Below are 20175 nucleotides of genomic sequence, written 5' to 3' on the forward strand. Positions count from 1 at the left end.
TTTTGATTTAGGAATAAATAAGTTAAAGAAGAATATCCGGTGTTAGTGGTGGCACCATTAGCTTATCAAAAATACCGAGCTTCTTTTTTACGAAAAAATATTTGTGAATTTTCTCCCTCCGGTTAAGCTAATAAGCCCAATTCTATTCTTTAGAAGGCGCCGAATCTTGCTTTAAATGGGTTGGCAGGCTTTGTTTTTTCAGGTAATCTACCACGGCTTTCGTCAGGCATTTTAATTCGCATGCTTCTACCGTCCCCGGAATGGCTCCGGCCATTATTTCCAGCCTGGCTTCGGCTGTTTTGTACTCTTCTTCGGAATGAATGTTAAAATTATACATACCAACTACGGTCTTTGCTGCCTAACTATTTATGTTATAATTAAGTTATCGAAGATGAAGATTTAATGAAATTGGAGGGCAGCAATTAAAATTAAAGGCAGTTTTCAAAAAAATTATTAAACTGTTTCCGCTGATTTCTCAACTGGCATCTCCCTCGGGCCCAAATGCACGAAAGTAAGTTTCAGGAACAGCGCTATTACCGGAACAATTCGTTTAAGACCGAGTTAGATCAAAAAAACTTTTAAAGAAAGTTTTTAAAATGAGTGGAGTTTTCATTCAGTTCCAACATCCGTTTCCGCAACTGCTCCATACGCACTTTTATTAATTCTTTATCAATGGTTTCATCTTCTCTAAATTGCAAGTACCGGAAAATCAGCAGCAGTTCATAGCACTCATCAAAGGACATGTTTTCCAGTTCCTCTTCATCAAAGTTTTTTGCTTTATTATATAAGGGCATAGCGTGATTCTATTAATCTGGAACATTTACCCTAGCGCTGCCTCAGCCGATGCCGGGCCAGCTTGGATATCAAAAAGGAATGCCTTCATACAAAAGAATATAAGTTTCTATTTCAGCAGAACCTATATTACAACGTTAGCGCTAGACTAGTTATTAATTACGCTAAAACTTTGCGCCTGCTAAAATAGAAATTAAAAAGCAAGTGCCAAAAGTAAAATAGCCCCTCTACTAAGGCGTAGAGGGGCTATTTAGTTGGTTAAGTGCGCACGGGGAGACTCGAACTCCCACGGGACAACTCCCACAGGCTTCTGAGACCTGCACGTCTACCAGTTCCGCCACGTGCGCCTATTCTGGTAAAATCAAACCCGGCATATCGCGTCTGACAATCGGGACACAAATGTAGCAGAATTAGATTTAATATTGCAAACCCGTCCGGAATATTTTTTCAGGCCGGTTCTTCTACTATCGGGGCTATTTTGCGGCGGGAATACCGCTCTATTTTTCTGAGGGCATAAACGGCTATGATAACCCACAGCAAGCCGGCGGCAAATCCTGCTAAAACATCGCTGGCATAGTGCACGTGCAAATAAACCCGGCTAAAACCAATTAGCAAAATAAATAAAGCCAAGGCTATAACCAAGGCCCAGCGCCCTACCGGGTTTTTAACATTAACCCACACCAGGTAAATTAATAAACCATAGAAAGAAGCACTTATCATGGCGTGGCCGCTTGGGAAGCTTAAACCATAAGATTGCACCAGGTGCGGAATGAGGGGCCGTTCGCGATCGAACAGAAATTTAAGAATAAGGTTAAGTGAAATACTGCCTAAGGCGATAACCGGTACTTTTATGGAATACCACTTGTGCCGCCGGATAAACAAAAAATAAAAGATTAACATCAGCGAAGCACCGGTAATAAAATCGCGCGAGGCGAAGAAGGTAATATTTCGCATAAAGCTGTCGAAAACCGGCGTATGCAGGCCATCGGCAAAAGCAAAAGCCGCCTGGTCAAAGTTTAAGTCGCCGCCCTGCAAAATTTGGCGGGCCAGTAATAAAAACAAAACCAAACAACTGATAAAAACCACCCATATAAACAGCAGTTCAACCGTAAACAAGGCGAACAACGCCAGCGCTTTTTTGAATATCTTGGTCATACAGAAATACCTATACGCAAAATTGCTGTTTCCAGATATTCGGGCAACCGGCCTTGGGTTTTAAATCATTTTTACCTGGTCCGCGTTAGAGAAAAGCATCAAGAACAAACAGAACAAACCAGATGCGTTTATTTATTGCGGCTCCCTTACCGGCCAACGTACTGGCGGCTTTACAAACCCAACAGGCACAGTACCACCAGCAAGGCGTGCGTTTGGTTCCCGCTGCCAACCTGCACCTCACGTTGCATTTTCTGGGCGAAACACCCGAATCAGAATTAATGAATTTAACTCAACCATTAGAAAACATTGCCGCATACTTGCCGGCTTTTACCCTTACGTTTAAAGAAACGGCACCCGGCCCCAAGTTAAAATCACCACGGCTGGTTTGGGCTCGTTTTCACGATCATCCAGCCTTTACCCAACTGGCCCGTACCATTCAGGAAAAATTAAATTCCTCTTCTGATCACCCCGGCGAGTATATTCCGCATGTTACCATAGCCCGGCTAAAAAAAGATAAACTTAGTAACCTGGTTTTGCCGGTTAGCCAGGGCATCGCGTTTCCGGACTTCCCTGTTAATAGCTTTGGTATTTGGCAATCAGAATTAGGCAGTCCGCACCCGCGCTATCGCATTTTAAATGAGTTTAAACTTTTGCCGGCACTAGTTTAAGAGATAACCATACAGGCCGAACCCGAGTAAAAGCATTAAATTATTTAATCCTTTACTTACATGAACGAATCTGACTTATCGCGGCTGGCCTTTAAACTGAAAGATAAAAAAATGACCATTGCCTTTGCCGAGAGCATTACCGGCGGCATGTTAATTTCGGAATTTGTGAAAGCCAAAGGCACGAGCGATGTATTGCTGGGCAGCATTGTTACTTACGCCGAAGAAGTAAAGCAAAAAGTGCTGGGGGTAAAAAAACAGACGCTTAAATTATATACGGCCGAGTCGCAGCAGGTAACCAACGAAATGGTAATGGGCCTTCATAAATTATTGAAAGCCGATATTTGTGTAGCCGTAACCGGTTTGGGTGGTAGCGGAGCCTCCGAAAATAAAGAAAAACCGGTGGGCACGGTCTTCTTCTCTATTTTATGCCGGAACAAGGTAGAAGAGTACCGGGAGTTATTTGAAGGGAATGCCACAGATATCCGTAAAAAGGCGGCCGCTTTTATCTTCGAAAAAATCGAAAATACCCTCGACCGCCATTTTGAACACGAATAAATTATTAACTGGTCTGTTGCGCTTTCAGGAATAGGTAAAGTGCTTTGATTTCGGTATCGGTAAATTCTTTAGCCATGGGCCAGGGCATATATTTCGGATCCAATTTTTTACCTTCGGGTGTAACGCCGGTGCGTAAAGTTTGAATAAACTGGTCTTCGGTCCAATTACTTAACTTACCTTTACCAGTAATATTTGGCACCAGCGGTGAACCCGGAATTATTGGGGCGCCCCCTTGGTAGTTACTGCCATGGCAGCCCTGACAAGAAACCGCCATGTATTTGCCGTAAGCCACCGTTACGGTCGGATGTACTTCTTCTTCCAACGGCGCCGAATGGTTTACTTTCTCGGCTACTATTAGCGGCAATTTGTCGAAATTGGCTAATACATAACCTACCGGGCCCATGGCTATTGCCGGCATTTCTTTATCTACGGCGGGTCGGCTCTTTAAATAAGCTATGAGCGCTGCTAAATCTTTTTTACATAAAGGCTGATACTCGTAAGATGGCATTAACTTCAGGGATTTGCCTTCTTTGTCCAGGCCGTGCCGAATGGCACGCACGTAATCCTGGTCGGTAAAGGTACCGTGGCGCGAGCTTAAACCGCCTTTACCCATGGTAATATTGGGCGCGGTCACCAACCCCAGGGCCGGGTCGTCGATTACCACATTGCCCCCAAAATCTTGGCCGTGGCAATCGCCGCAGCCCTTGATTGCCGCAATGTGTTCTCCCAGGGCAATTGTAGCAGCATCGGTAGGAATGGTAATCGGCTGTTCAGCCACTTCGTACTTCTTGTTAAAACGGCTCTCTACACTAAAATAAATGAAAGCATAACCGATGAGCAGCAGTACAATAACAGAACCCAGGACAATACCTGTCCATTTAAAGAATTTTTTCATAGAGATAAATGGTGTGTAGTTGAAACATAAACCCTTTTTAACCAAATGGTTACCGTTAAAAATAAAAAATTAAATCAGATAATACATATAATTACTTAAATATATTTTGGTAAAAAGTCTAAATTAATAAAGGAAAAATATTATCTTTTTTTTACTTAAGCCAGTTTATTTCGCTCTTCTTCTAAAGTCAAGTGTCTTTGCATTATAACTTTTTGAAGTTCTACCAATATTTCTTGCGAAGCACAATAAACGAAATAGTTAAGCCGGCAAACTTTTCAGATAAAGGAAAATGGCTTTTAATTCGTCATCGGTCATGTCTTTGGTCATGTTCCAGGGCATAAACTTGGTTTCGAGCCTTTTACCTTCCGGAGTGACACCGGTGCGCAATACCTTTTTAAATTCTTCTTCGGACCACTTACCTAAATTGCCGCCCGGCGTAATATTGGCAATGCGGGGAGCACCTTCGCCGTGCGGTTCGCCGCCCTTAAAATTGGCGCCGTGGCAACCGGAACAGGTGGTAGTCAGGTATTTACCGTACTCAGCCGAAACACTGGGCAGCACTACCTCCTGGATAGGCGCCTGATGATCGATTCTTTCGTAAGGCAGTAACGGGATTACATTAAAGGTAAGCAGCGTGCGGGCCAGCGGTTTTAAATTAGATTCGGGTAAATTGCTGTTCACCTTCGGCAAGGCTTTCAGGTAGGCAATCATGTTTCCTAAATCCTGGTTAGAGATAGCATAAAATACCTCCGACGGCATAATTTTCAAAGGTTTACCTTCTTTGTTCAGGCCGTGCCGGATGGCGCGTACCCAGTCCTGGTCGTTGTAGTTGGCAGTGGGGCTTCCCTGGCCGCCCGTTAAGTTAGGGGCTATTACCCGCCCTAAAGCCGGATCTTCGATAAATACCTTGCCTTCAAAGTGTTCGTTGTGGCAGCCCGTACAATCCCGCATTTTAGCCACCCTTTCGCCGGCCGCCACCGCCTCTGGCCCACTGGGCACTTTAACCGGCTTTACCGCTAAAGGGTAAGTTTTATTCAGCCGGTTCTCCGACATAAAATAAATAATGATGTAAGCTATTAAGAGCACTACAACCAGCGAACCCAGCACCCAGCCGGTCCATTTTAAAAATTTTTTCATAGTTTTGGTGTTTTTACAGGGCGGTATATCATCACTTATTAGCACAAAAATATACCTTAGTCCTATAAAATCAATATATTATACAATTAACTATATTGAATGCCCAATTTTGAGGGTTGAATGACTTATACAGATGATTAAATCCGGCTTTGACCTGGTAGCGCCTTATTATGATTTTTTAGCCGGGCTGGTTTTTGGTCGGGCTATTAAAAAAGCGCAGCTAACGCATCTGGAAAATATTCCGCACAATGCCCGGATTTTAATTATTGGCGGCGGTACCGGCTGGCTTTTACCCGAACTTTTTGCCCGCACTACTCCTTCCCGGATTGTGTATTTAGAAGCCTCCGCTAGCATGTTGCACCTGGCTAAAGGAAAAATTAATAATTTGACCCCGGCCATTCCGGTAGAATTCCGGTTAGGAACCGAAGAAAATATTCATCCGGCCGAAGAATTTGAGGTAGTTATCAGTTTTTTCTTTTTAGACTTGTTTCGGCCATCGGAACTGGAAATTATCACCAGCATTCTTTACAGCAGTTTGCGGCCCAACGGTTACTGGCTAATTGCCGATTTTGTAGAAACGCCCGGTTCGGGCCTCCGGCAAATTTGGACGAAACTATTAACCCGCACGATGTACCGGTTTTTCCGGGTGGTAAGCAGTATTAGTGCCACCACCCTGCCCGATTGGCAAAAAATCCTGGGTCGCTATCACCTGGTTCCGCAAAAATCAGCTTATTTTTACCTTAACCTGATTAAAGCTGTTCTTTATCAGAAAAAGTAAATAAATGCTGTTACCCAACGCCAAATAACCCGGTTTAAATTCCTGATGACTTTAGCTCGTTCCTTTCTGGTATTAATTTTTTCTATTTTTCAACTGGCCGCAGCGGCCCAGAAACCTATTAGTTATGCTTTATCTTTTCCGAGCGCGGTACACCACGAAGCCGAGATAAAAGTAATTTTTGCGGATCTACCGGCCGGCTCCGTTTCTTTCCGGATGGCCCGTTCTTCGCCAGGGCGTTACGCCCTGCACGAATTTGCCAAGAACGTGTACCAGGTGCGGGCTTATAACGGACAGGGGCAGGAAATAACCTTATCCCGGCCCAATCCGCACCAGTGGGATGTAGCCAACCACGACGGCACCGTTATCATTACCTATACTTTGTTCGGCGACCGGGCCGATGGTACGTACAACGGCATCAGCGAGGAGCACGTGCATTTAAATATGCCGGCCACCTTAATGTATGGTGTAGGTTTAGACGAGCGGCCGCGCCTGGTGCAGTTTAATTTACCCACGGGTAAAAACTGGCAAATAGCCACCCAGCTTAAAAAAGAAACGGCCTCCAATACCTACTCGGCCCCGCACCTGCAATATTTAATGGATAGCCCCGTAGAAATAAGCAGTTTGCAATTTTCGGAATGGCAGTTGCCGGGGCAGAGTAAAACTATCCAGATTGCCCTGTACGGCCCCGACGGCGATAATGCCTTTGCCGACTACACCGCCAAAGCCAAAAAGATTGTTGCCGAAGCCGGCGCGGTTTTCGGGCAGTTCCCGGATTATGATTTTGGCACTTACACTTTCCTGGCTTGTTACGGCCTACAAGCTACCGGCGATGGCATGGAACACCGGAATTCCACTTTTATTACCAGCAGCCAGCCCTTAGAAAGCAACGTAAACAACCACCTTAGCACCTTATCGCACGAATATTTTCATTCCTGGAACGTAGAGCGCCTCCGGCCTAAATCGCTGGAGCCCTTTAATTTTGCCGAAGCCAATATGTCCGGGGAGTTGTGGTTTGCCGAAGGTTTCACCAGTTATTACGGCGATTTAATATTGTGCCGGAGCGGGGTAAATACCGCAGCGGAATATGCGCAGAATATTTCGGCCGAATTAAACCACGTGCTTAACTCGCCGGGACACCGTTATTTCTCCCCGGTACAAATGAGTTATCAGGCGCCTTTCGTGGATGCGGCGCAGTCAATCGATCCGGTAAACCGCATCAATACCTACATCTCGTACTACCCTTTCGGCAGCGTTATTGGCCTGGCCCTCGACCTGACCTTACGTTCTAAATTCAAAAATATTACCCTCGACCATTACATGCAGGCTTTGTGGCAAAAGCACGGCCAGCCCGAAATACCTTATACGTTAACCGATTTGGAAAATACGTTGGGTGCCCTTACCCGCGACCCAAAATTTGCCGCCGCATTTTTCCGGCAGCACATTTACGGTCAAGCGTTAGCCGATTACCAGACCTTGCTGGCGCAAGCTGGTTTTTTATTGCGTAAAACCAATGCCAGCAAAGCCAGTCTGGGTTTAACGCCGCTTATTTTCCGGAACAACGCCGCCGTCATCGGAACCAACACTTTCGCAGGAAGCCCGTTGTACCAGGCCGGCCTGAACCGCGAAGATATCATTCAAACGCTGGACGGTAAAAAAATAAGTGCTTCCGGAGATTTATCCAAAGCCTTAGCCGCTCATAAACCCGGCGACCAAGTAGAAATTACGTTTATTACCCGGATAGGCAAACCCAAAGAAGCCATGATAAAACTAGCGGAAGACCCGCAACTGGAAGTAATACCTTATGAAGCAGCGGGTTTAAAACTAAGCAAACAAGCTAAGGCTTTCCGGCACAATTGGCTAACTTCCCAGGTGAATACCGGCCGAAAATAGAATAGAAAGCCTTGCTTTTATCCCCGGCTAAATACTATTTCAGTAAATTTAGAGTTTAATATTTAGTTACAATCAACCTTATTTTGTAAATTTAAACGGCTACCCAATGGCCTGGTATCATTTTAGCTTTAAACACCTTATGATTAAACATATAATATCAGCAGCATTTTTGCTTTTAATCTGTTTAAATACCCGGGCTCAAACGCCAGGCGAAGGCAAAGCCGAAATAAACAGCGCGCCGCCGGCACTAGCGCCACCGGCAGAAAAAATCAACCCAGCGGGAACTACAAAAAGCCCGGTTGCTATTCCGCCCCGGAAAATAAGCTATGGTTTATCGGCTGGTACACAATTTAGCCGCTTATATGGAACCACTACCTTTTTAGAGCCTAGTGTGCTGTTTCCGGTCACTAAACGGTTCAGCGGTTTTGCCAGCCTTAACCTGGTAACGTCTTTTGGCGCTAATGCCAACTTGTACGGGAACGATGCTTTTGCTGCGAACTACACACCCGGCTACAACCAGCGCTTTATATTAAATGCCGGTGGTAATTACCTGGTTAACGACCGCCTAAACCTGACTGGTACCGTGTGGCGCGACTTCTCGAAAAACCCGATGCCGGCTTTGTTAAATTTATATATACCGGGCGGCCGCAATGGCCTGTCTTTACGGGCCAACTACAAAGTAACCGAGAATTTTTCGGTATCGGGTGGTGTCCGATATTCCAATGGCAACGCTTACAACCAAATGTGGTACAATCCGGCATCGCCCTGGAGTTATTAATTCAGAAATAGCGAATGCCTTTGAGCAAAACAAAGGGCCCGGTTGCTTTAGTAGCCGGGCCCTTGTGTTTTACATTTAAATATTTCAACAGCTAAAATCAATTTAACAGGAGCAAATTATTCTCGTATGAAGCACCAAAAAGCTACTCACGTGCAAACAGCCTACCTCCAAAACTCAGAACTCCAGACTTTAAAAGAAAACTGGCCCGGCAACAAGCTTATAGACGGTATGTTTGCCAACGGGGATGAATTGTACCAGCCTGCTTTTGTGAATGTGCTTAAATGGAAACTGGCCGAAAATCCGCAGAAAAAAGAAAAGGCAGCCGACGACTATACACCACCGGTTAAGCCAGACCCGGACTTTTTTAGTTCGGCAGAAGATGCTCTCGTGTGGCTGGGTCACGCCAGTTTCCTCCTCCGGTTAAATAATTTTACCTTTATCATTGACCCGGTTTTCTTCGATTTGCCGATGCTCAAAAGAAGAACGCCCCTGCCCTTCCCGACCAGCCAGCTGCAAAATTTAAATTACCTGCTTTTATCGCACGGCCACCGCGATCACTTCGACGAAAAATCAATTAAAGTTTTGTTCCGGCAGAATCCTGGTTTAAAAGCCCTGATTCCGCTGCGTTTAGGCAAATTATTACAGAAAATGGCGCCGGGAATGGCGTACCAGGAAGCCGGTTGGTACCAGCAATACAACTTGCCCGCCGACACCGGCATCGAAATTATTTATTTACCCGCTTCGCACTGGCACCGGCGTGGCCTGACCGATATGAACCAGGTTTTGTGGGGTAGTTTCCTCATCCGGACGCCGCAAAAAAGCATTTACTTTGCCGGCGACTCGGGCTACAAAGATCATTTTACCGAAATAAAGCGGTTTTTTGGGGAGCCGGATTTTTGCCTGATGCCAATTGGTGCCTATAAACCCGCCTTTATCATGGAAAAAAGCCACCTGAACCCGGGCGAGGCGGTGCAGGCTTTTAACGATTTAGGCGGACGGTTCTTTATTCCGATGCATTTTGGTACGTTCGATTTATCGGACGAGCCTGCCGGTGAGCCTATCCGGTTAATGCAGCAATACGCCGCAGCCGGCAAAATGAATGGTCAGTTGTTACAACCGGCTATCGGCGAAGCCCTGCCTATCTAACCGGTTTTCGGGTTACAGGAGCAACGCTTGGCCAGCCAAAACAACGCCGACGCTAACTAGGCTACCATTATCTCTTTGTTGTATTTGTAGCGGTATTCCACCGGCGAGAGGCCGGTAATTTTTTTAAAGGTCGAACGAAAAGCTTTGGTATCGGAATAGCCCACCGAATACATTACCTCATTAATATTTTCCATAGAAGTTTCGAGGCTCATTTTAGCCGCTTCTATTTTTACCCGCTGAATATATTCTACCACGGTATTGGAGGTTGCTTTTTTAAACCGGCGCTCCAGGTTGCGGCGGCCCAGCGCAAACATGGCCGCCAGTTGGTCTACCGATATTTTTTCCTGGAAATTCTGCTCGATAAATTCCTGGGCTTTTTTAACAGGTTCATCCTCGTGTTCTTTCTGCCCCTTAAATATCATAAACGGCGATTGACTGCTGCGCTGAATATCAATCTGAAAGGCTTTTGACATAAAAACGGCTACGTCGCGGCCCACGTATTTTTCGATGAGGTATAAAATCAGGTTAAGGTAAGAGAAAGCGCCGCCACTGGAATAAATACCCAGCTCATCGGTAATAATTTTATCTTCTACCAGGTTTACCTCCGGAAACATTCGCCGGAAATCGTTGGCTGCCATCCAGTGGGTGGCACACTTGCGGCCGGATATTAACCCGGTAGAAGCCAGCAAAAAAGCCCCCACACAAAGGCTGCCTACTTCGGCTCCGGCTTTATACTGCGCGACAATCCAGGGCACAAAGTCGCGGTTCATTTCCAGGTTTCGCAGCATATCGCCGTCCAGTGCCGGAATTATAATCAGGTCGGTTTTTACAATATCATTCACTACCGCATCGGTATAAACGGTGTAAATTCCACCCGCCGCCGGCACTTCGCCGGCCAGGCCCACCAACTGCACTTTAAACAAAGCCGGCTTGCCCATATTCTTTAATAACTTATTAACCTCGGTAAAAACCTGGCGGGGGCCTTCGATGCTGCCCAGAATGGCTCCGCGGGGTACCAGAATAGAGATGTGTTTCATAAAAACAAACTTTCTTATATTAGTATTAAGGCTTAAGCCCACACCTGTTGCTAAAATCGTTGGTTATTTTCGTCCATAAATCTGGTTTACCAGCCGGTGGGTTAATTTATTGCCAATATAATTAGAAAAATTGTCGCAACCAACCCTTTTTTTGCCGGATTCACCCCCGCTCTTTTCTGCTAATTTGCTTTATGTTTGTACTATAACTTATAACTAAATCAAAGCCAAAGCAACCCAATATTTTAGAGTGGCCGACACCCGCTAAATACAGACTACACTACTGGTAAAATGATTATTAACCTTAAAATTTATAAAAATGAACGCTGCAACACAAGTAATCAAAAAAAACATCGGGATAAACGCCCCGAAAGAAAAAGTTTGGGAAATATTAACCCGCGATGCTTATACCCGGCAATGGTACGCCGCTTTCTCCGAAGGCGCGCACGCCGAAACCGATTGGCAACTCGGCAGCAAGGCGGTATTTAAAGACAATTCCGGCGAGGGCATTGTAGCAAAAGTAATCCGGCACGAGCCCCAGGAAGTGCTGGCAGTAGAATACGAAGGCCTTTTAAGCGGCGGAAAAGAAGTATACGACACCCCGGAAGCGCAGGCTGTAAAAGGAGGCCGCGAATCTTATTATTTAACCGGGCAAGGCGGCCACACGCAGCTACACGTGGAAGCTGATATGGGCGAGGAATATTTAGAAATGATGGCGGGCGCGTGGGATACGGCTCTGCTAAAAATAAAGGACCTGGCCGAACAGAATGGTTAGTCAGCGAATGTTTAATAAAATAAAGACGATGAAAATGCTGTTAAATATTTTAATTGGGGTAGCCGGCTTTATCGCCTTGCTACTGATATTGGCGCTGTTCGTTAAAAAAGAATATACCGTTGCGCGCCAGATAATTATTAACAAACCGCAGGGCGAAGTATTTGCCTATATCCGGCACCTGAAAAACCAGGAGCACTACAGCAAATGGGTAATGGCAGATCCGGACATGAAAAAAACTTACCGCGGCACCGATGGCACCCCCGGTTTTGTGTATGCCTGGAACGGCAACGATAAAGCCGGTCAGGGCGAACAGGAAATTAAACACATTACCGAAAACGAAAAACTGGAAATTGAAATACGGTTTATCCGCCCTTTTGCGGGTGTAGCCCAAGTCCCGATGACCACCGAAACGGTTTCGCCGACCCAAACCAAAGTGACCTGGGGCATGACCGGCGGCAATCCTTACCCGCTCAACCTGATGCATTTATTTACCGATAATCTGCTGGGCAAAGATTTGGAAATCAGCCTGGCTACGTTAAAACAGGTGGTAGAAAAAAATTGAAGAAAATATAATTAAATTGTTTTCCGAACAACATTTTTGGTTCAGCTAAACCCGGTGGAACTTTTATAACCGCCGGGATTAGCTGAACCAATAGGCCATTCATCAGGCAGGCTAAATAAATTTAGATGGTCCAGGCGGAAGATTGGCTTTCCTGTAAAGTGAAGAAGGCCATTGCCGCGGACGCTACCCTGACGGATTTTTTTGGATTGGCTTATTTTAAATATTGTTATGCCAGAAAATATTCAGGCGCAGTAAAAGATACAGGTAGCCGGCTTTTCAGAAACCAATTCCCAGGCTTTGGCAAATCCAAAGGGGCAAATCTGGCCGGAAATTTGTTTACGCACGGGCAGTTAGATTACGCATATAGTCATGGAAGAGGTCCTTATCAGTCTGAAAACAAAAAGAAGCACCGACTTCCAGCTTCCCGCCGACTCGGCGTATTATCAAATATTGCTTTTTAAGGGGGCGGGTTCTTTTCAGATCGATTTCACCCCTTATCATTTTTCTGACCATACCATTTTATTCCTTTCACCTTACCAGCACCTTCAGTGGCTCAGCCCCGAAGACCTGGAAATTAATGTTCTGGAATTCCACGGCGATTTTTATTGCATTGAGTACCATAAAAAAGAAGTAGCCTGCAATGGTTTACTCTTCAACAACATCTATTTATTCCCCCATATCACGGTTCCGGAAAACGATTTTCACGAAATATTAGCGCTGTTCCGGAAAATCGGCCAGGAAAAAGATGCCTGTGACTGGTGTTCTACGGCCGTATTAAAAGCTTATCTGCAGCTTATTCTGGCCTTGTGCAGCAAAGAGAAAAACAACCAACTCCAAAATATTACCCCCGACGAGCCAAGTCTGGAAGATATTGCTAAGTTCCAGGATTTGTTAGAACAACATTTCTTACAAGAGAAAGGAATTGCTTTTTACGCCGCGGCTTTATCTTTATCTACGAATGCTTTCAGCAAAAAAATCAGGAAGCAATTTGGCAAAACCCCTACCCAGCTCCTGCAGGACCGGGTGGTGCTGGAAGCGAAGAAATTACTGCACCTCACGAATAAAACTATAAAAGAGATAGCAGTAGCCCTTAATTTTGAGGACGAGTTTTATTTCAGCCGGTATTTCAAAAACAAGGTAGGCGTGTCGCCGGCGCACTACCGCAAGGCAGTTGGTATTTCTATTGTGGCCAAATAATCTATGCTTTAGCCTTATTTATCCATTCTCCCACCAAGCCAGAGGTCTTAATTTTGTGTTTAATTTTTTATTAAACATGGATAACCTCATAAATAAATTAGCCGACAGCCAGAAACAGTTTTTAAACCTGGCCAGAATCTCAATATTTATAGTAATGGCCTGGATTGGCGGCCTGAAAGCCTTCCCTTACGAAGCTGAAGGCATTGTGGCTTTTGTGGCCAATAGCCCGGTGATGTCTTTTTTTTACACCCAGGAAGCCCCCGCCTACCAGGAGTATAAAAACCCCGAAGGTAAAACCGTGCAGAAAAACATCGACTGGCACCACCAAAACGGCACTTACCTGTATTCTTATGCCCTGGGTACGGTCATCATTCTCATTGGTCTGCTCACTTTATCGGGTATCTGGTCGGCCAAAGCGGGCCTGCTCGGGGGTTTGCTCACCTTCGGCATGTCGCTGGTAACCTTGTCTTTCCTGATTACTACCCCCGAAGTGTATGTACCCAACCTGGGCGGCGACTTTCCTACCCCGCACCACGGGTTTCCTTACCTCTCGGGCGCGGGCCGGCTGGTGTTAAAAGATGTGATTATGCTGGCGGCGGGGTTAATTTGTGCGGCGGATTGTGCCGGCAGAATAAAAAGAGCCAGAAGCGCAGCAGTAATTAAAAACAGAGATGCCCGTACTTATATTGAAGTGCACAACTAAGCGCCAGGTAATTCTTTCATTAATTTACCGATGTCAGGTAAAAGCATCCAGAATGTTTTTACCTGACATTGGTTATTCCACGAGTAAATCAAGAGCAAAAGAGATCAGAAAGAGCCTTAAAATTCCCTTTTAAGTCAGCAGGCAGAAATTAAAAACTCCTAAGTTTAAACCATAACCTGCCGGTTATTTTATGCACACATATAATCCATCATCAGTATTTTAAGGTAGTTAATCCTCTTAATTTTTTCTATAGCTTTTTATTTAAATTACCTTGTAACGCCACATCCTAATTATAATTTTTTTAATACAAAATATGGATATAAATAAAAGACTACAATATCAATAATAGTTTATACCTTTTTCCTTATATTTAAGAATTCCATATTACATAGCACTTCATTAAATTGTATGCGGGAAACAGAAGATAGCTTATTGCTCCTTCAGGTAAGGGAAGGAAATAGACAGGCCTTTGATGCTTTGTACCGGAAACACTGGCGTTATGTATATGCAGCTGCTTACAAACGGCTGCAAAATTCTGACCAGGCCAAAGATATTGCGCAAGATGTATTTACCCAACTTTGGGTACTTTTGGCTGTCAACAATTCTCCCAGTTTGATTGAGAATTTAACCGGCTACTTTTACATTGCCGTTCGGAACAACGTATTAAAATGGCTGGAAAAAGAAAGAAAATATACCCCCATTCCCGAGCTTCTTTCTAATTTAAGTAAAATTAAAGACAATGCCGATGCTGAAATTATCTATCAGGAGCTGCAACAATCGTATACTAAAGTGGTAGCAAATATGCCTGCGCAGCAACAGCAAATATTTAAAATGCGCTACGAAGAAGATATTTCCAGTGCCAATATTGCTTCCCAACTTAATATTACTTCCAAAACTGTCCGCAATCAGCTAGGACGGGCATTAACCAAGCTTAAAGCTACCTTAATTTTTGTTAGCCTGGTCTTTCTTAACAGCTAGTAAACTTTCTAAGCAGTTTCGCAAATCTTCCTTCTCTCCTTTAAACCCTCACAGCCTTAACTCTTTTAAACTAAGCCGCTTTTCCTGCCTTTATAAAAATTATTAAAAATATTTTTTAACTGCGTGGGCTAAATTCCTTTTTAGCGGTCTTATAAATAACAAAACCTTATAGCGGTAAATAAACCAAGCCCTAAAGAACCTGCAATTATTTTAATCAGACTTCCTTTTTGCTTTTCGGGCCAAAAGGATAGCCGTAATTTTTTATTGCCCCTGTAGCCTGCTTGGTTTAGAACGGTATTAGCTTATTCTGTTAAGAGGTATCAGCAAAGAGGCTAATAATTAGGCCCAGATTATTGTATTCTATGAAAGAAATAAACAAAGAACAATTTCTTGCCATTTTAGAAAGATACCGCCTGGGAAATGCTTCGGCCGACGAAACAGAATTAATTCAGTCCTATTATAAAGCATTTGAATTTGAGCCGGATGTACTCGAAACAATACCAGAATTAGAAGAAAACAAACTGGAAGCCGAGATTAAAGCCCACCTTGATGCACAAATAACCTACCTGCCACCAGCCGTTTTCCGGAAAGAAAGTAGAAAAATGTGGCCCAAATTGGCAGTGGCTGCATCGGTGGTGTTTATGGCTTTTGCTTCTTTTTTTATTATTAAAAATAAATATGCTGCTGAGCCAAATGGTTTAACTACGGTAAAACAAGCAGCTGTTATGCCTAATAAATTGGTTCAGTTGCCAGATGGCAGCACTGTCATATTATCAGCTCATAGTAAAATCGATTACCCCACTACTTTTGATGGCCATCTTAAAAGAGAAGTATACCTGGTAGGTCAGGCTTATTTTGATATAAAACATAATCCGGCTAAACCATTTATTGTACACGCCGGCGAAGTAAAAACTACGGTTTTAGGAACAGCCTTTAATATTACGGCCTGGCCGCAGGAAAAAAGCATTTCGGTAACAGTAACCCGGGGAAAGGTAAGCGTTGGCAATCAGAAACGCACGCTGGCAACCCTGATACCTAATCAGCAATTAACTTATAATCAACAGAATAAAAAGGCCAGCAGAACACAAGTTAATGCCAATAAAGTTGTTGCCTGGAAAGCCGAAGACTTATTTTTTGATGATGTTACCCTTGCCAACGCTGCCCAATTGCTAGAAGAAAGATATAGTATAAATATTCTGATTTCTGACGAGCAGTTAAAACACAGGCGCTTTACCTCTACCCTAGGGGCAACCGAAAGCCTGGAAAGTTTCCTGAAAGGAGTTGCCGAATTTAACAACGCCACCTACACCTATAGCCTTGATCGCAAACAAGTTACCTTTTCTCCTAAATAAATTATTGCCTAATGAAAAGAAGCCCGCCTGAAAACCGCTAAAAAGTACCTACGTCTCAAGTAAACCTTTATAAGTAGCGCACATTCTCAACTTATGTTCTTTTGCAGAGCCATTATTAATAAAATAATAAAATGAAGAAACTATTACAAAAAAATAACAGGCAGATTTTAGCCAGTAGGCATTATTATAAAATCAGATTAAGGAAAGTTTTGAGTTTTGTCGTAAGCTTCGTTTTAATTTTTGCAGGCAGCAGCCAAACACTTCACGCCACTTCCATAAATCAGAATATTGGCGCGGTTGAGGTTAAAATATCTTTGAAAAACGAAACCCTGGTAGATGCTTTTCAAAAGATAGAAAAACTAACGCCCTTCCGGTTTATGTATCGGAAAGAAGATGTACAATACATTAGAAATTTAAACCTGGCGCAAACCCGCACCACTGTAGCAGATTTGCTAAATAATTTACTCACGCCCAACGGGTTTACCTATAAACAAATTGATACCAGAATATTGGTTAATGCCCGGCAAAATAAAACAGTTACCGAGCCGGCCGAAGCCTCCAGTACATCAGCCACAAATCTGGCCCAGCTAATTAAAGGTAAAGTTACCGATGAAAACGGCGACCCGCTACCCGGAGTAGTAATTGTAGTAAAGGGCACTTCACTGGGCACCTCGACCGATGCCGGGGGAAATTACCAGATAGAGGTACCCGGCGAATCGGCGGTTTTAATATTTAGCTTTATTGGTTTTAAAAGCCAGGAAGTGGTTGCGGGGGCAAATGCTACCCAGAATATTACCTTAGTTTCAGACAGTAAAGCCCTGAGTGAAGTAGTGGTGGTGGGTTATGGTGTGCAGAAGAAAGTAAACCTGACCGGTTCGGTTGCTACTATCGATGCCAAAGCCATCGAAAACCGGCCGGTAACCAATGTGTCGTCGGCGTTAGCGGGTTTAAGCCCCGGCGTTTCGGTGCAGCAAAGTTCCGGCCGGCCGGGTTCCGATGGCGCTACCATCCGCATCCGCGGCACAGGTACCTTAAATAATAACGATGCTTTGGTAATTATTGATGGCATTCAGGGCAGAATGGATGCCGTAAACCCGAACGATATTGAAAGCATTTCTATTTTAAAAGATGCCGCTTCGGCTTCTATTTACGGTTCGCTGGCGGCCAATGGGGTAATCTTAATTACAACCAAAAAAGGCAAAAAAGGAACGAAACCCACCTTGAGTTACAACGGCATTCTGTCGCAAACCAGGCCTTTAAATATGCCCAAAATGGTTTCGGATTATATAACGCACATGCAGCTGGTAAACGAAGGGTTCCGGAACCTCGGCCTGAACGAAGGCTATAACCAAAGCACCATCGATGCCTGGACAAACGCCAAACAAAACCCAAATGGCACGAACGACTTAGGCGTACCCAATTATATTGCTTACCCCAATACCGACTGGGCCGATGTTATTTTTCAAAACAAAACCCTGCAAAACCACAATATTTCTTTAAATGGCGGCAGCGAAAATATTTCTTTTTTGTTATCGGGTGGCTATTTAAATAATCCCGGCACTATGGAAAATTCGGAAAATATCAGGTACCAGTTCCGGGCCAACTTACAAGCTAAGGTGAGTAAATTTTTAAGCATCGGCACCAACACCTTTGCCTCTACCGAAACCTTTGGCATGGGCGGGGGCAGTACTTTTGATATTTTATACGCTTCGGTTCCGGGACAATATCCTTATTTAGATGGCAAATATGGCTATGCGCAAACGCCCGAAGAAGTATTAACGAATAATCCGCTGCAAACTTTACGCAATACCGGCGGCAAGAACCGGGCCTCCAATTTTAATACAACCTTCTTTGCCAATGCAGATATTTACAAAGGCTTAAAATTTGAAACCCGCGTAAATTACCAGACCCGGTTTACCGAATTAAACACCCATTCCATCCCGACTGAGCGCTGGGACTTTGGGGCCAATATATTAAGAACCCCGCAAGCAGCCCCCGCTAACTTAACTACCAATTATGCATTCGGGAAAAACTACAATTTAATATTCGATAATATTTTACACTATAATACCACTCTGGCCGAAAAACATGAAATTGGCGTTTTGGCCGGTTATAACCAGAACTATTTTAATAATTATAATTTTAATGCGGGTGCCCGGGGTCTGATAGATGCTACTATTACCACCTTAGGTTCAGCTACCACCCCGCTGGCTCCCGGCGGCGAAGAAAACGATTGGGCCATCCGGTCTTGGTTTGGCCGTTTAAATTACGCTTTTAACGAACGGTACTTGTTGGAAGGCGTGTTCCGCTACGATGGTTCTTCCCGCTTTGACCGGGAAACCCGCTGGGGTTTCTTTCCGGCTATGTCGGCGGGCTGGCGAATTTCGGAAGAAAGCTTTATGCAAGGCATTAATAACTACGTTAGCAATTTAAAACTACGTGCTTCTTACGGTAAAACCGGTAACAATGCTTCCGGTAATTACGAGTACCAGTCTACCTATACGAGTCAGAATTACTCGTTTAACAATATTGCCGTTACCGCTTTAGCCAAAAACAGAATTGCCAACCGTAACTTAAGATGGGAAACCACTACTTTAACCGATATTGGTTTAGAAGGCGGCTTGCTAGGCGGCGCCATAAATTTCGAACTCGATTGGTACAATAAAGTTACCGATGGTATTTTATTCCGGCCCGATATTCCGATTACCGTGGGCACAGCCAGTGCGCCTACCCGCAATATTGCTGAAGTTGTAAACCGGGGTATTGAAGTTTCTTTAGGTTACCAGGGCCAGGCCGGTCAGTTTAAATATGCTGCTACCGGTAATTTCGCTTATAATTATAATAACGTGACCAAGTACAAAGGTAAATTCACCGAAGGCTATACCACCGATGAAGCAGGTAACCGGGTGTATACGAATAACCTGGGCGATGTAACGACTGGTGGCAACCAACGCATTGCCGAAGGGCATCTGATTAATGAATATTACCTCTACAACCTGTATCAGGGCAACGGCACCTACAAAAATACCGATGGCACTGTTGCGATAAATGGCGGCCCGCGCGATGGCATGATCAGAACTCCCGCAGATTTAGAATGGGTAAACGCGATGCTGGCGGCCGGCTATAAATTTTTACCAGCCAATACCCTTGGCAAAGGCAATATTTATTACGGTGATTTTATTTATGCCGACGCAAACGGCGATGGCTCTTACGGTAATACCTACGACCTGCAGTTTACCGGCGCATCGGCTACTCCCCGCTATAATTTCGGGTTACAAAGCAACCTGAGCTGGAAAGGCCTGGATATGTTTATGCTCTGGACCGGTAGTGCCGGTATGAAATATTTCTGGAACGGCCGGTACAATAACTCAATTGTAGAACTCGGCGACGGGGTTTTAAAACACATTGCCGATGACCATTATTATTACGACGAAACCAACCCCGCTAATCCCAGCAATAATATTAACGGCAAATATCCCCGGTTAAAAGCCGTTACCGATGCCCAAAATACTTTGCCCAGCACATTTAACCTGTACAATGCGTCGTATGTAAAGCTGAAGAGTTTACAAATTGGCTATACCTTGCCGGACAACATTGTACAAAAAGCGCTGCTAAGCCGGGCCCGCATCTATTTTGCCGGCGAAAACCTGTTAACCATCACCAAATATCCCGGCCTTGATCCGGAAATTGCGCCGGCAACCTCCGGTCCCACCGTAGGCTACCCTACCATGAAGCAATATTCATTGGGCGTTAATGTTACCTTCTAAATTAAATAGAGAT

20 protein-coding genes and 1 tRNA gene are annotated in these 20175 nt (G+C 44.4%); 14 read left to right on the forward strand and 7 right to left on the reverse strand.

The window, feature by feature from the left end:
- Positions 1 to 142: 142 nt before the first annotated feature.
- The 4 genes from AAE02nite_RS19835 to AAE02nite_RS19850 form a co-directional block, all read right to left on the reverse strand.
- Positions 143 to 337 (reverse strand): hypothetical protein, encoded by a 195-nt coding sequence (locus AAE02nite_RS19835; protein WP_146901972.1) that lies wholly within the window; start codon positions 335 to 337, stop codon positions 143 to 145.
- Between the two features lie 241 nt (positions 338 to 578).
- On the reverse strand, positions 579 to 794 hold the full coding sequence (locus AAE02nite_RS19840; protein ID WP_146901975.1) for a hypothetical protein: 216 nt from the start codon (positions 792 to 794) through the stop codon (positions 579 to 581).
- A gap of 261 nt (positions 795 to 1055) precedes the next feature.
- Positions 1056 to 1139: transfer RNA gene (locus AAE02nite_RS19845), tRNA-Leu, on the reverse strand.
- A gap of 100 nt (positions 1140 to 1239) precedes the next feature.
- Positions 1240 to 1947 carry a phosphatase PAP2 family protein gene (locus AAE02nite_RS19850; RefSeq protein ID WP_146901978.1) on the reverse strand — a complete coding sequence of 236 codons (708 nt, stop codon included), beginning with the start codon at positions 1945 to 1947 and terminating at the stop codon, positions 1240 to 1242.
- 122 nt (positions 1948 to 2069) lie between these two features.
- Between AAE02nite_RS19850 and thpR the strand changes: the two genes are divergently transcribed.
- Both thpR and AAE02nite_RS19860 read left to right on the forward strand, forming a co-directional pair.
- Positions 2070 to 2615 (forward strand): RNA 2',3'-cyclic phosphodiesterase, encoded by a 546-nt coding sequence (gene thpR, locus AAE02nite_RS19855; RefSeq protein ID WP_146901981.1) that lies wholly within the window; start codon positions 2070 to 2072, stop codon positions 2613 to 2615.
- 60 nt (positions 2616 to 2675) lie between these two features.
- A complete protein-coding gene (locus tag AAE02nite_RS19860; protein ID WP_146901984.1) occupies positions 2676 to 3170 on the forward strand; it encodes a CinA family protein in 495 nt (164 codons plus the stop codon).
- A gap of 4 nt (positions 3171 to 3174) precedes the next feature.
- Here the strand turns inward: AAE02nite_RS19860 and AAE02nite_RS19865 are convergent, their stop codons facing one another.
- Positions 3175 to 4065 carry a c-type cytochrome gene (locus tag AAE02nite_RS19865; RefSeq protein ID WP_146901987.1) on the reverse strand — a complete coding sequence of 297 codons (891 nt, stop codon included), beginning with the start codon at positions 4063 to 4065 and terminating at the stop codon, positions 3175 to 3177.
- A gap of 258 nt (positions 4066 to 4323) precedes the next feature.
- A complete protein-coding gene (locus tag AAE02nite_RS19870; protein WP_146901990.1) occupies positions 4324 to 5202 on the reverse strand; it encodes a c-type cytochrome in 879 nt (292 codons plus the stop codon).
- 133 nt (positions 5203 to 5335) lie between these two features.
- On the opposite strand from AAE02nite_RS19870, the gene AAE02nite_RS19875 reads away from it, so the two are divergent.
- The 4 genes from AAE02nite_RS19875 (at position 5336) to AAE02nite_RS19890 (ending at position 9794) form a co-directional block, all read left to right on the forward strand.
- On the forward strand, positions 5336 to 5980 hold the full coding sequence (locus tag AAE02nite_RS19875; RefSeq protein WP_146901992.1) for a class I SAM-dependent methyltransferase: 645 nt from the start codon (positions 5336 to 5338) through the stop codon (positions 5978 to 5980).
- Between the two features lie 45 nt (positions 5981 to 6025).
- On the forward strand, positions 6026 to 7870 hold the full coding sequence (locus tag AAE02nite_RS19880) for a M61 family metallopeptidase (protein WP_246151194.1): 1845 nt from the start codon (positions 6026 to 6028) through the stop codon (positions 7868 to 7870).
- Positions 7871 to 8009: 139 nt separating this feature from the next.
- Positions 8010 to 8648, forward strand: coding sequence for a hypothetical protein (locus AAE02nite_RS19885; RefSeq protein WP_146901994.1), 639 nt, complete (start codon positions 8010 to 8012; stop codon positions 8646 to 8648).
- Between the two features lie 126 nt (positions 8649 to 8774).
- On the forward strand, positions 8775 to 9794 hold the full coding sequence (locus AAE02nite_RS19890; RefSeq protein WP_146901996.1) for an MBL fold metallo-hydrolase: 1020 nt from the start codon (positions 8775 to 8777) through the stop codon (positions 9792 to 9794).
- Positions 9795 to 9850: 56 nt separating this feature from the next.
- Here the strand turns inward: AAE02nite_RS19890 and AAE02nite_RS19895 are convergent, their stop codons facing one another.
- Positions 9851 to 10831 (reverse strand): GlxA family transcriptional regulator, encoded by a 981-nt coding sequence (locus AAE02nite_RS19895; RefSeq protein WP_146901999.1) that lies wholly within the window; start codon positions 10829 to 10831, stop codon positions 9851 to 9853.
- A 316-nt stretch (positions 10832 to 11147) separates the two neighbouring features.
- Here AAE02nite_RS19895 and AAE02nite_RS19900 point away from each other — a divergent pair, with 316 nt between their 5' ends.
- The 8 genes from AAE02nite_RS19900 (at position 11148) to AAE02nite_RS19935 (ending at position 20162) form a co-directional block, all read left to right on the forward strand.
- Positions 11148 to 11603: an SRPBCC domain-containing protein gene (locus tag AAE02nite_RS19900; RefSeq protein WP_146902003.1), complete on the forward strand. Its 456-nt coding sequence runs from the start codon at positions 11148 to 11150 to the stop codon at positions 11601 to 11603.
- A gap of 28 nt (positions 11604 to 11631) precedes the next feature.
- Positions 11632 to 12165, forward strand: coding sequence for an SRPBCC family protein (locus AAE02nite_RS19905; protein ID WP_146902006.1), 534 nt, complete (start codon positions 11632 to 11634; stop codon positions 12163 to 12165).
- Between the two features lie 125 nt (positions 12166 to 12290).
- On the forward strand, positions 12291 to 12626 hold the full coding sequence (locus AAE02nite_RS19910) for a hypothetical protein (protein ID WP_146902009.1): 336 nt from the start codon (positions 12291 to 12293) through the stop codon (positions 12624 to 12626).
- Positions 12535 to 13362 carry a helix-turn-helix domain-containing protein gene (locus tag AAE02nite_RS19915; RefSeq protein WP_146902013.1) on the forward strand — a complete coding sequence of 276 codons (828 nt, stop codon included), beginning with the start codon at positions 12535 to 12537 and terminating at the stop codon, positions 13360 to 13362. The genes AAE02nite_RS19910 and AAE02nite_RS19915 overlap by 92 nt, the downstream gene beginning before the upstream one ends.
- 76 nt (positions 13363 to 13438) lie before the next feature.
- A complete protein-coding gene (locus AAE02nite_RS19920) occupies positions 13439 to 14065 on the forward strand; it encodes a DUF417 family protein (protein ID WP_146902016.1) in 627 nt (208 codons plus the stop codon).
- 408 nt (positions 14066 to 14473) lie between these two features.
- Positions 14474 to 15043, forward strand: a complete 570-nt coding sequence (locus AAE02nite_RS19925) for an RNA polymerase sigma factor (RefSeq protein WP_146902019.1) — start codon at positions 14474 to 14476, stop codon at positions 15041 to 15043.
- A gap of 362 nt (positions 15044 to 15405) precedes the next feature.
- Positions 15406 to 16395, forward strand: coding sequence for a FecR family protein (locus AAE02nite_RS19930; RefSeq protein WP_146902022.1), 990 nt, complete (start codon positions 15406 to 15408; stop codon positions 16393 to 16395).
- 314 nt (positions 16396 to 16709) lie between these two features.
- Positions 16710 to 20162, forward strand: coding sequence for a SusC/RagA family TonB-linked outer membrane protein (locus tag AAE02nite_RS19935; RefSeq protein ID WP_170252653.1), 3453 nt, complete (start codon positions 16710 to 16712; stop codon positions 20160 to 20162).
- The last annotated feature ends 13 nt before the right edge of the window (positions 20163 to 20175 follow it).

Source organism: Adhaeribacter aerolatus (assembly GCF_007991635.1).
GTDB classification, from domain to species: domain Bacteria; phylum Bacteroidota; class Bacteroidia; order Cytophagales; family Hymenobacteraceae; genus Adhaeribacter; species Adhaeribacter aerolatus.

Bases quoted from the DNA above. Each gene is read 5' to 3' on its own strand.
- AAE02nite_RS19890 (WP_146901996.1), top strand. From the start codon at position 8,775: ATGAAGCACCAAAAAGCTACTCACGTGCAAACAGCCTACCTCCAAAAC.
- AAE02nite_RS19870 (WP_146901990.1), bottom strand. From the start codon at position 5,202: ATGAAAAAATTTTTAAAATGGACCGGCTGGGTGCTGGGTTCGCTGGTT.
- AAE02nite_RS19920 (WP_146902016.1), top strand. From the start codon at position 13,439: ATGGATAACCTCATAAATAAATTAGCCGACAGCCAGAAACAGTTTTTA.
- AAE02nite_RS19840 (WP_146901975.1), bottom strand. From the start codon at position 794: ATGCCCTTATATAATAAAGCAAAAAACTTTGATGAAGAGGAACTGGAA.
- AAE02nite_RS19880 (WP_246151194.1), top strand. From the start codon at position 6,026: ATGACTTTAGCTCGTTCCTTTCTGGTATTAATTTTTTCTATTTTTCAA.
- AAE02nite_RS19900 (WP_146902003.1), top strand. From the start codon at position 11,148: ATGAACGCTGCAACACAAGTAATCAAAAAAAACATCGGGATAAACGCC.
- thpR (WP_146901981.1), top strand. From the start codon at position 2,070: ATGCGTTTATTTATTGCGGCTCCCTTACCGGCCAACGTACTGGCGGCT.
- AAE02nite_RS19875 (WP_146901992.1), top strand. From the start codon at position 5,336: ATGATTAAATCCGGCTTTGACCTGGTAGCGCCTTATTATGATTTTTTA.
- AAE02nite_RS19850 (WP_146901978.1), bottom strand. From the start codon at position 1,947: ATGACCAAGATATTCAAAAAAGCGCTGGCGTTGTTCGCCTTGTTTACG.
- AAE02nite_RS19925 (WP_146902019.1), top strand. From the start codon at position 14,474: ATGCGGGAAACAGAAGATAGCTTATTGCTCCTTCAGGTAAGGGAAGGA.
- AAE02nite_RS19930 (WP_146902022.1), top strand. From the start codon at position 15,406: ATGAAAGAAATAAACAAAGAACAATTTCTTGCCATTTTAGAAAGATAC.
- AAE02nite_RS19835 (WP_146901972.1), bottom strand. From the start codon at position 337: ATGTATAATTTTAACATTCATTCCGAAGAAGAGTACAAAACAGCCGAA.
- AAE02nite_RS19885 (WP_146901994.1), top strand. From the start codon at position 8,010: ATGATTAAACATATAATATCAGCAGCATTTTTGCTTTTAATCTGTTTA.
- AAE02nite_RS19915 (WP_146902013.1), top strand. From the start codon at position 12,535: ATGGAAGAGGTCCTTATCAGTCTGAAAACAAAAAGAAGCACCGACTTC.
- AAE02nite_RS19865 (WP_146901987.1), bottom strand. From the start codon at position 4,065: ATGAAAAAATTCTTTAAATGGACAGGTATTGTCCTGGGTTCTGTTATT.
- AAE02nite_RS19895 (WP_146901999.1), bottom strand. From the start codon at position 10,831: ATGAAACACATCTCTATTCTGGTACCCCGCGGAGCCATTCTGGGCAGC.
- AAE02nite_RS19905 (WP_146902006.1), top strand. From the start codon at position 11,632: ATGAAAATGCTGTTAAATATTTTAATTGGGGTAGCCGGCTTTATCGCC.
- AAE02nite_RS19860 (WP_146901984.1), top strand. From the start codon at position 2,676: ATGAACGAATCTGACTTATCGCGGCTGGCCTTTAAACTGAAAGATAAA.
- AAE02nite_RS19910 (WP_146902009.1), top strand. From the start codon at position 12,291: ATGGTCCAGGCGGAAGATTGGCTTTCCTGTAAAGTGAAGAAGGCCATT.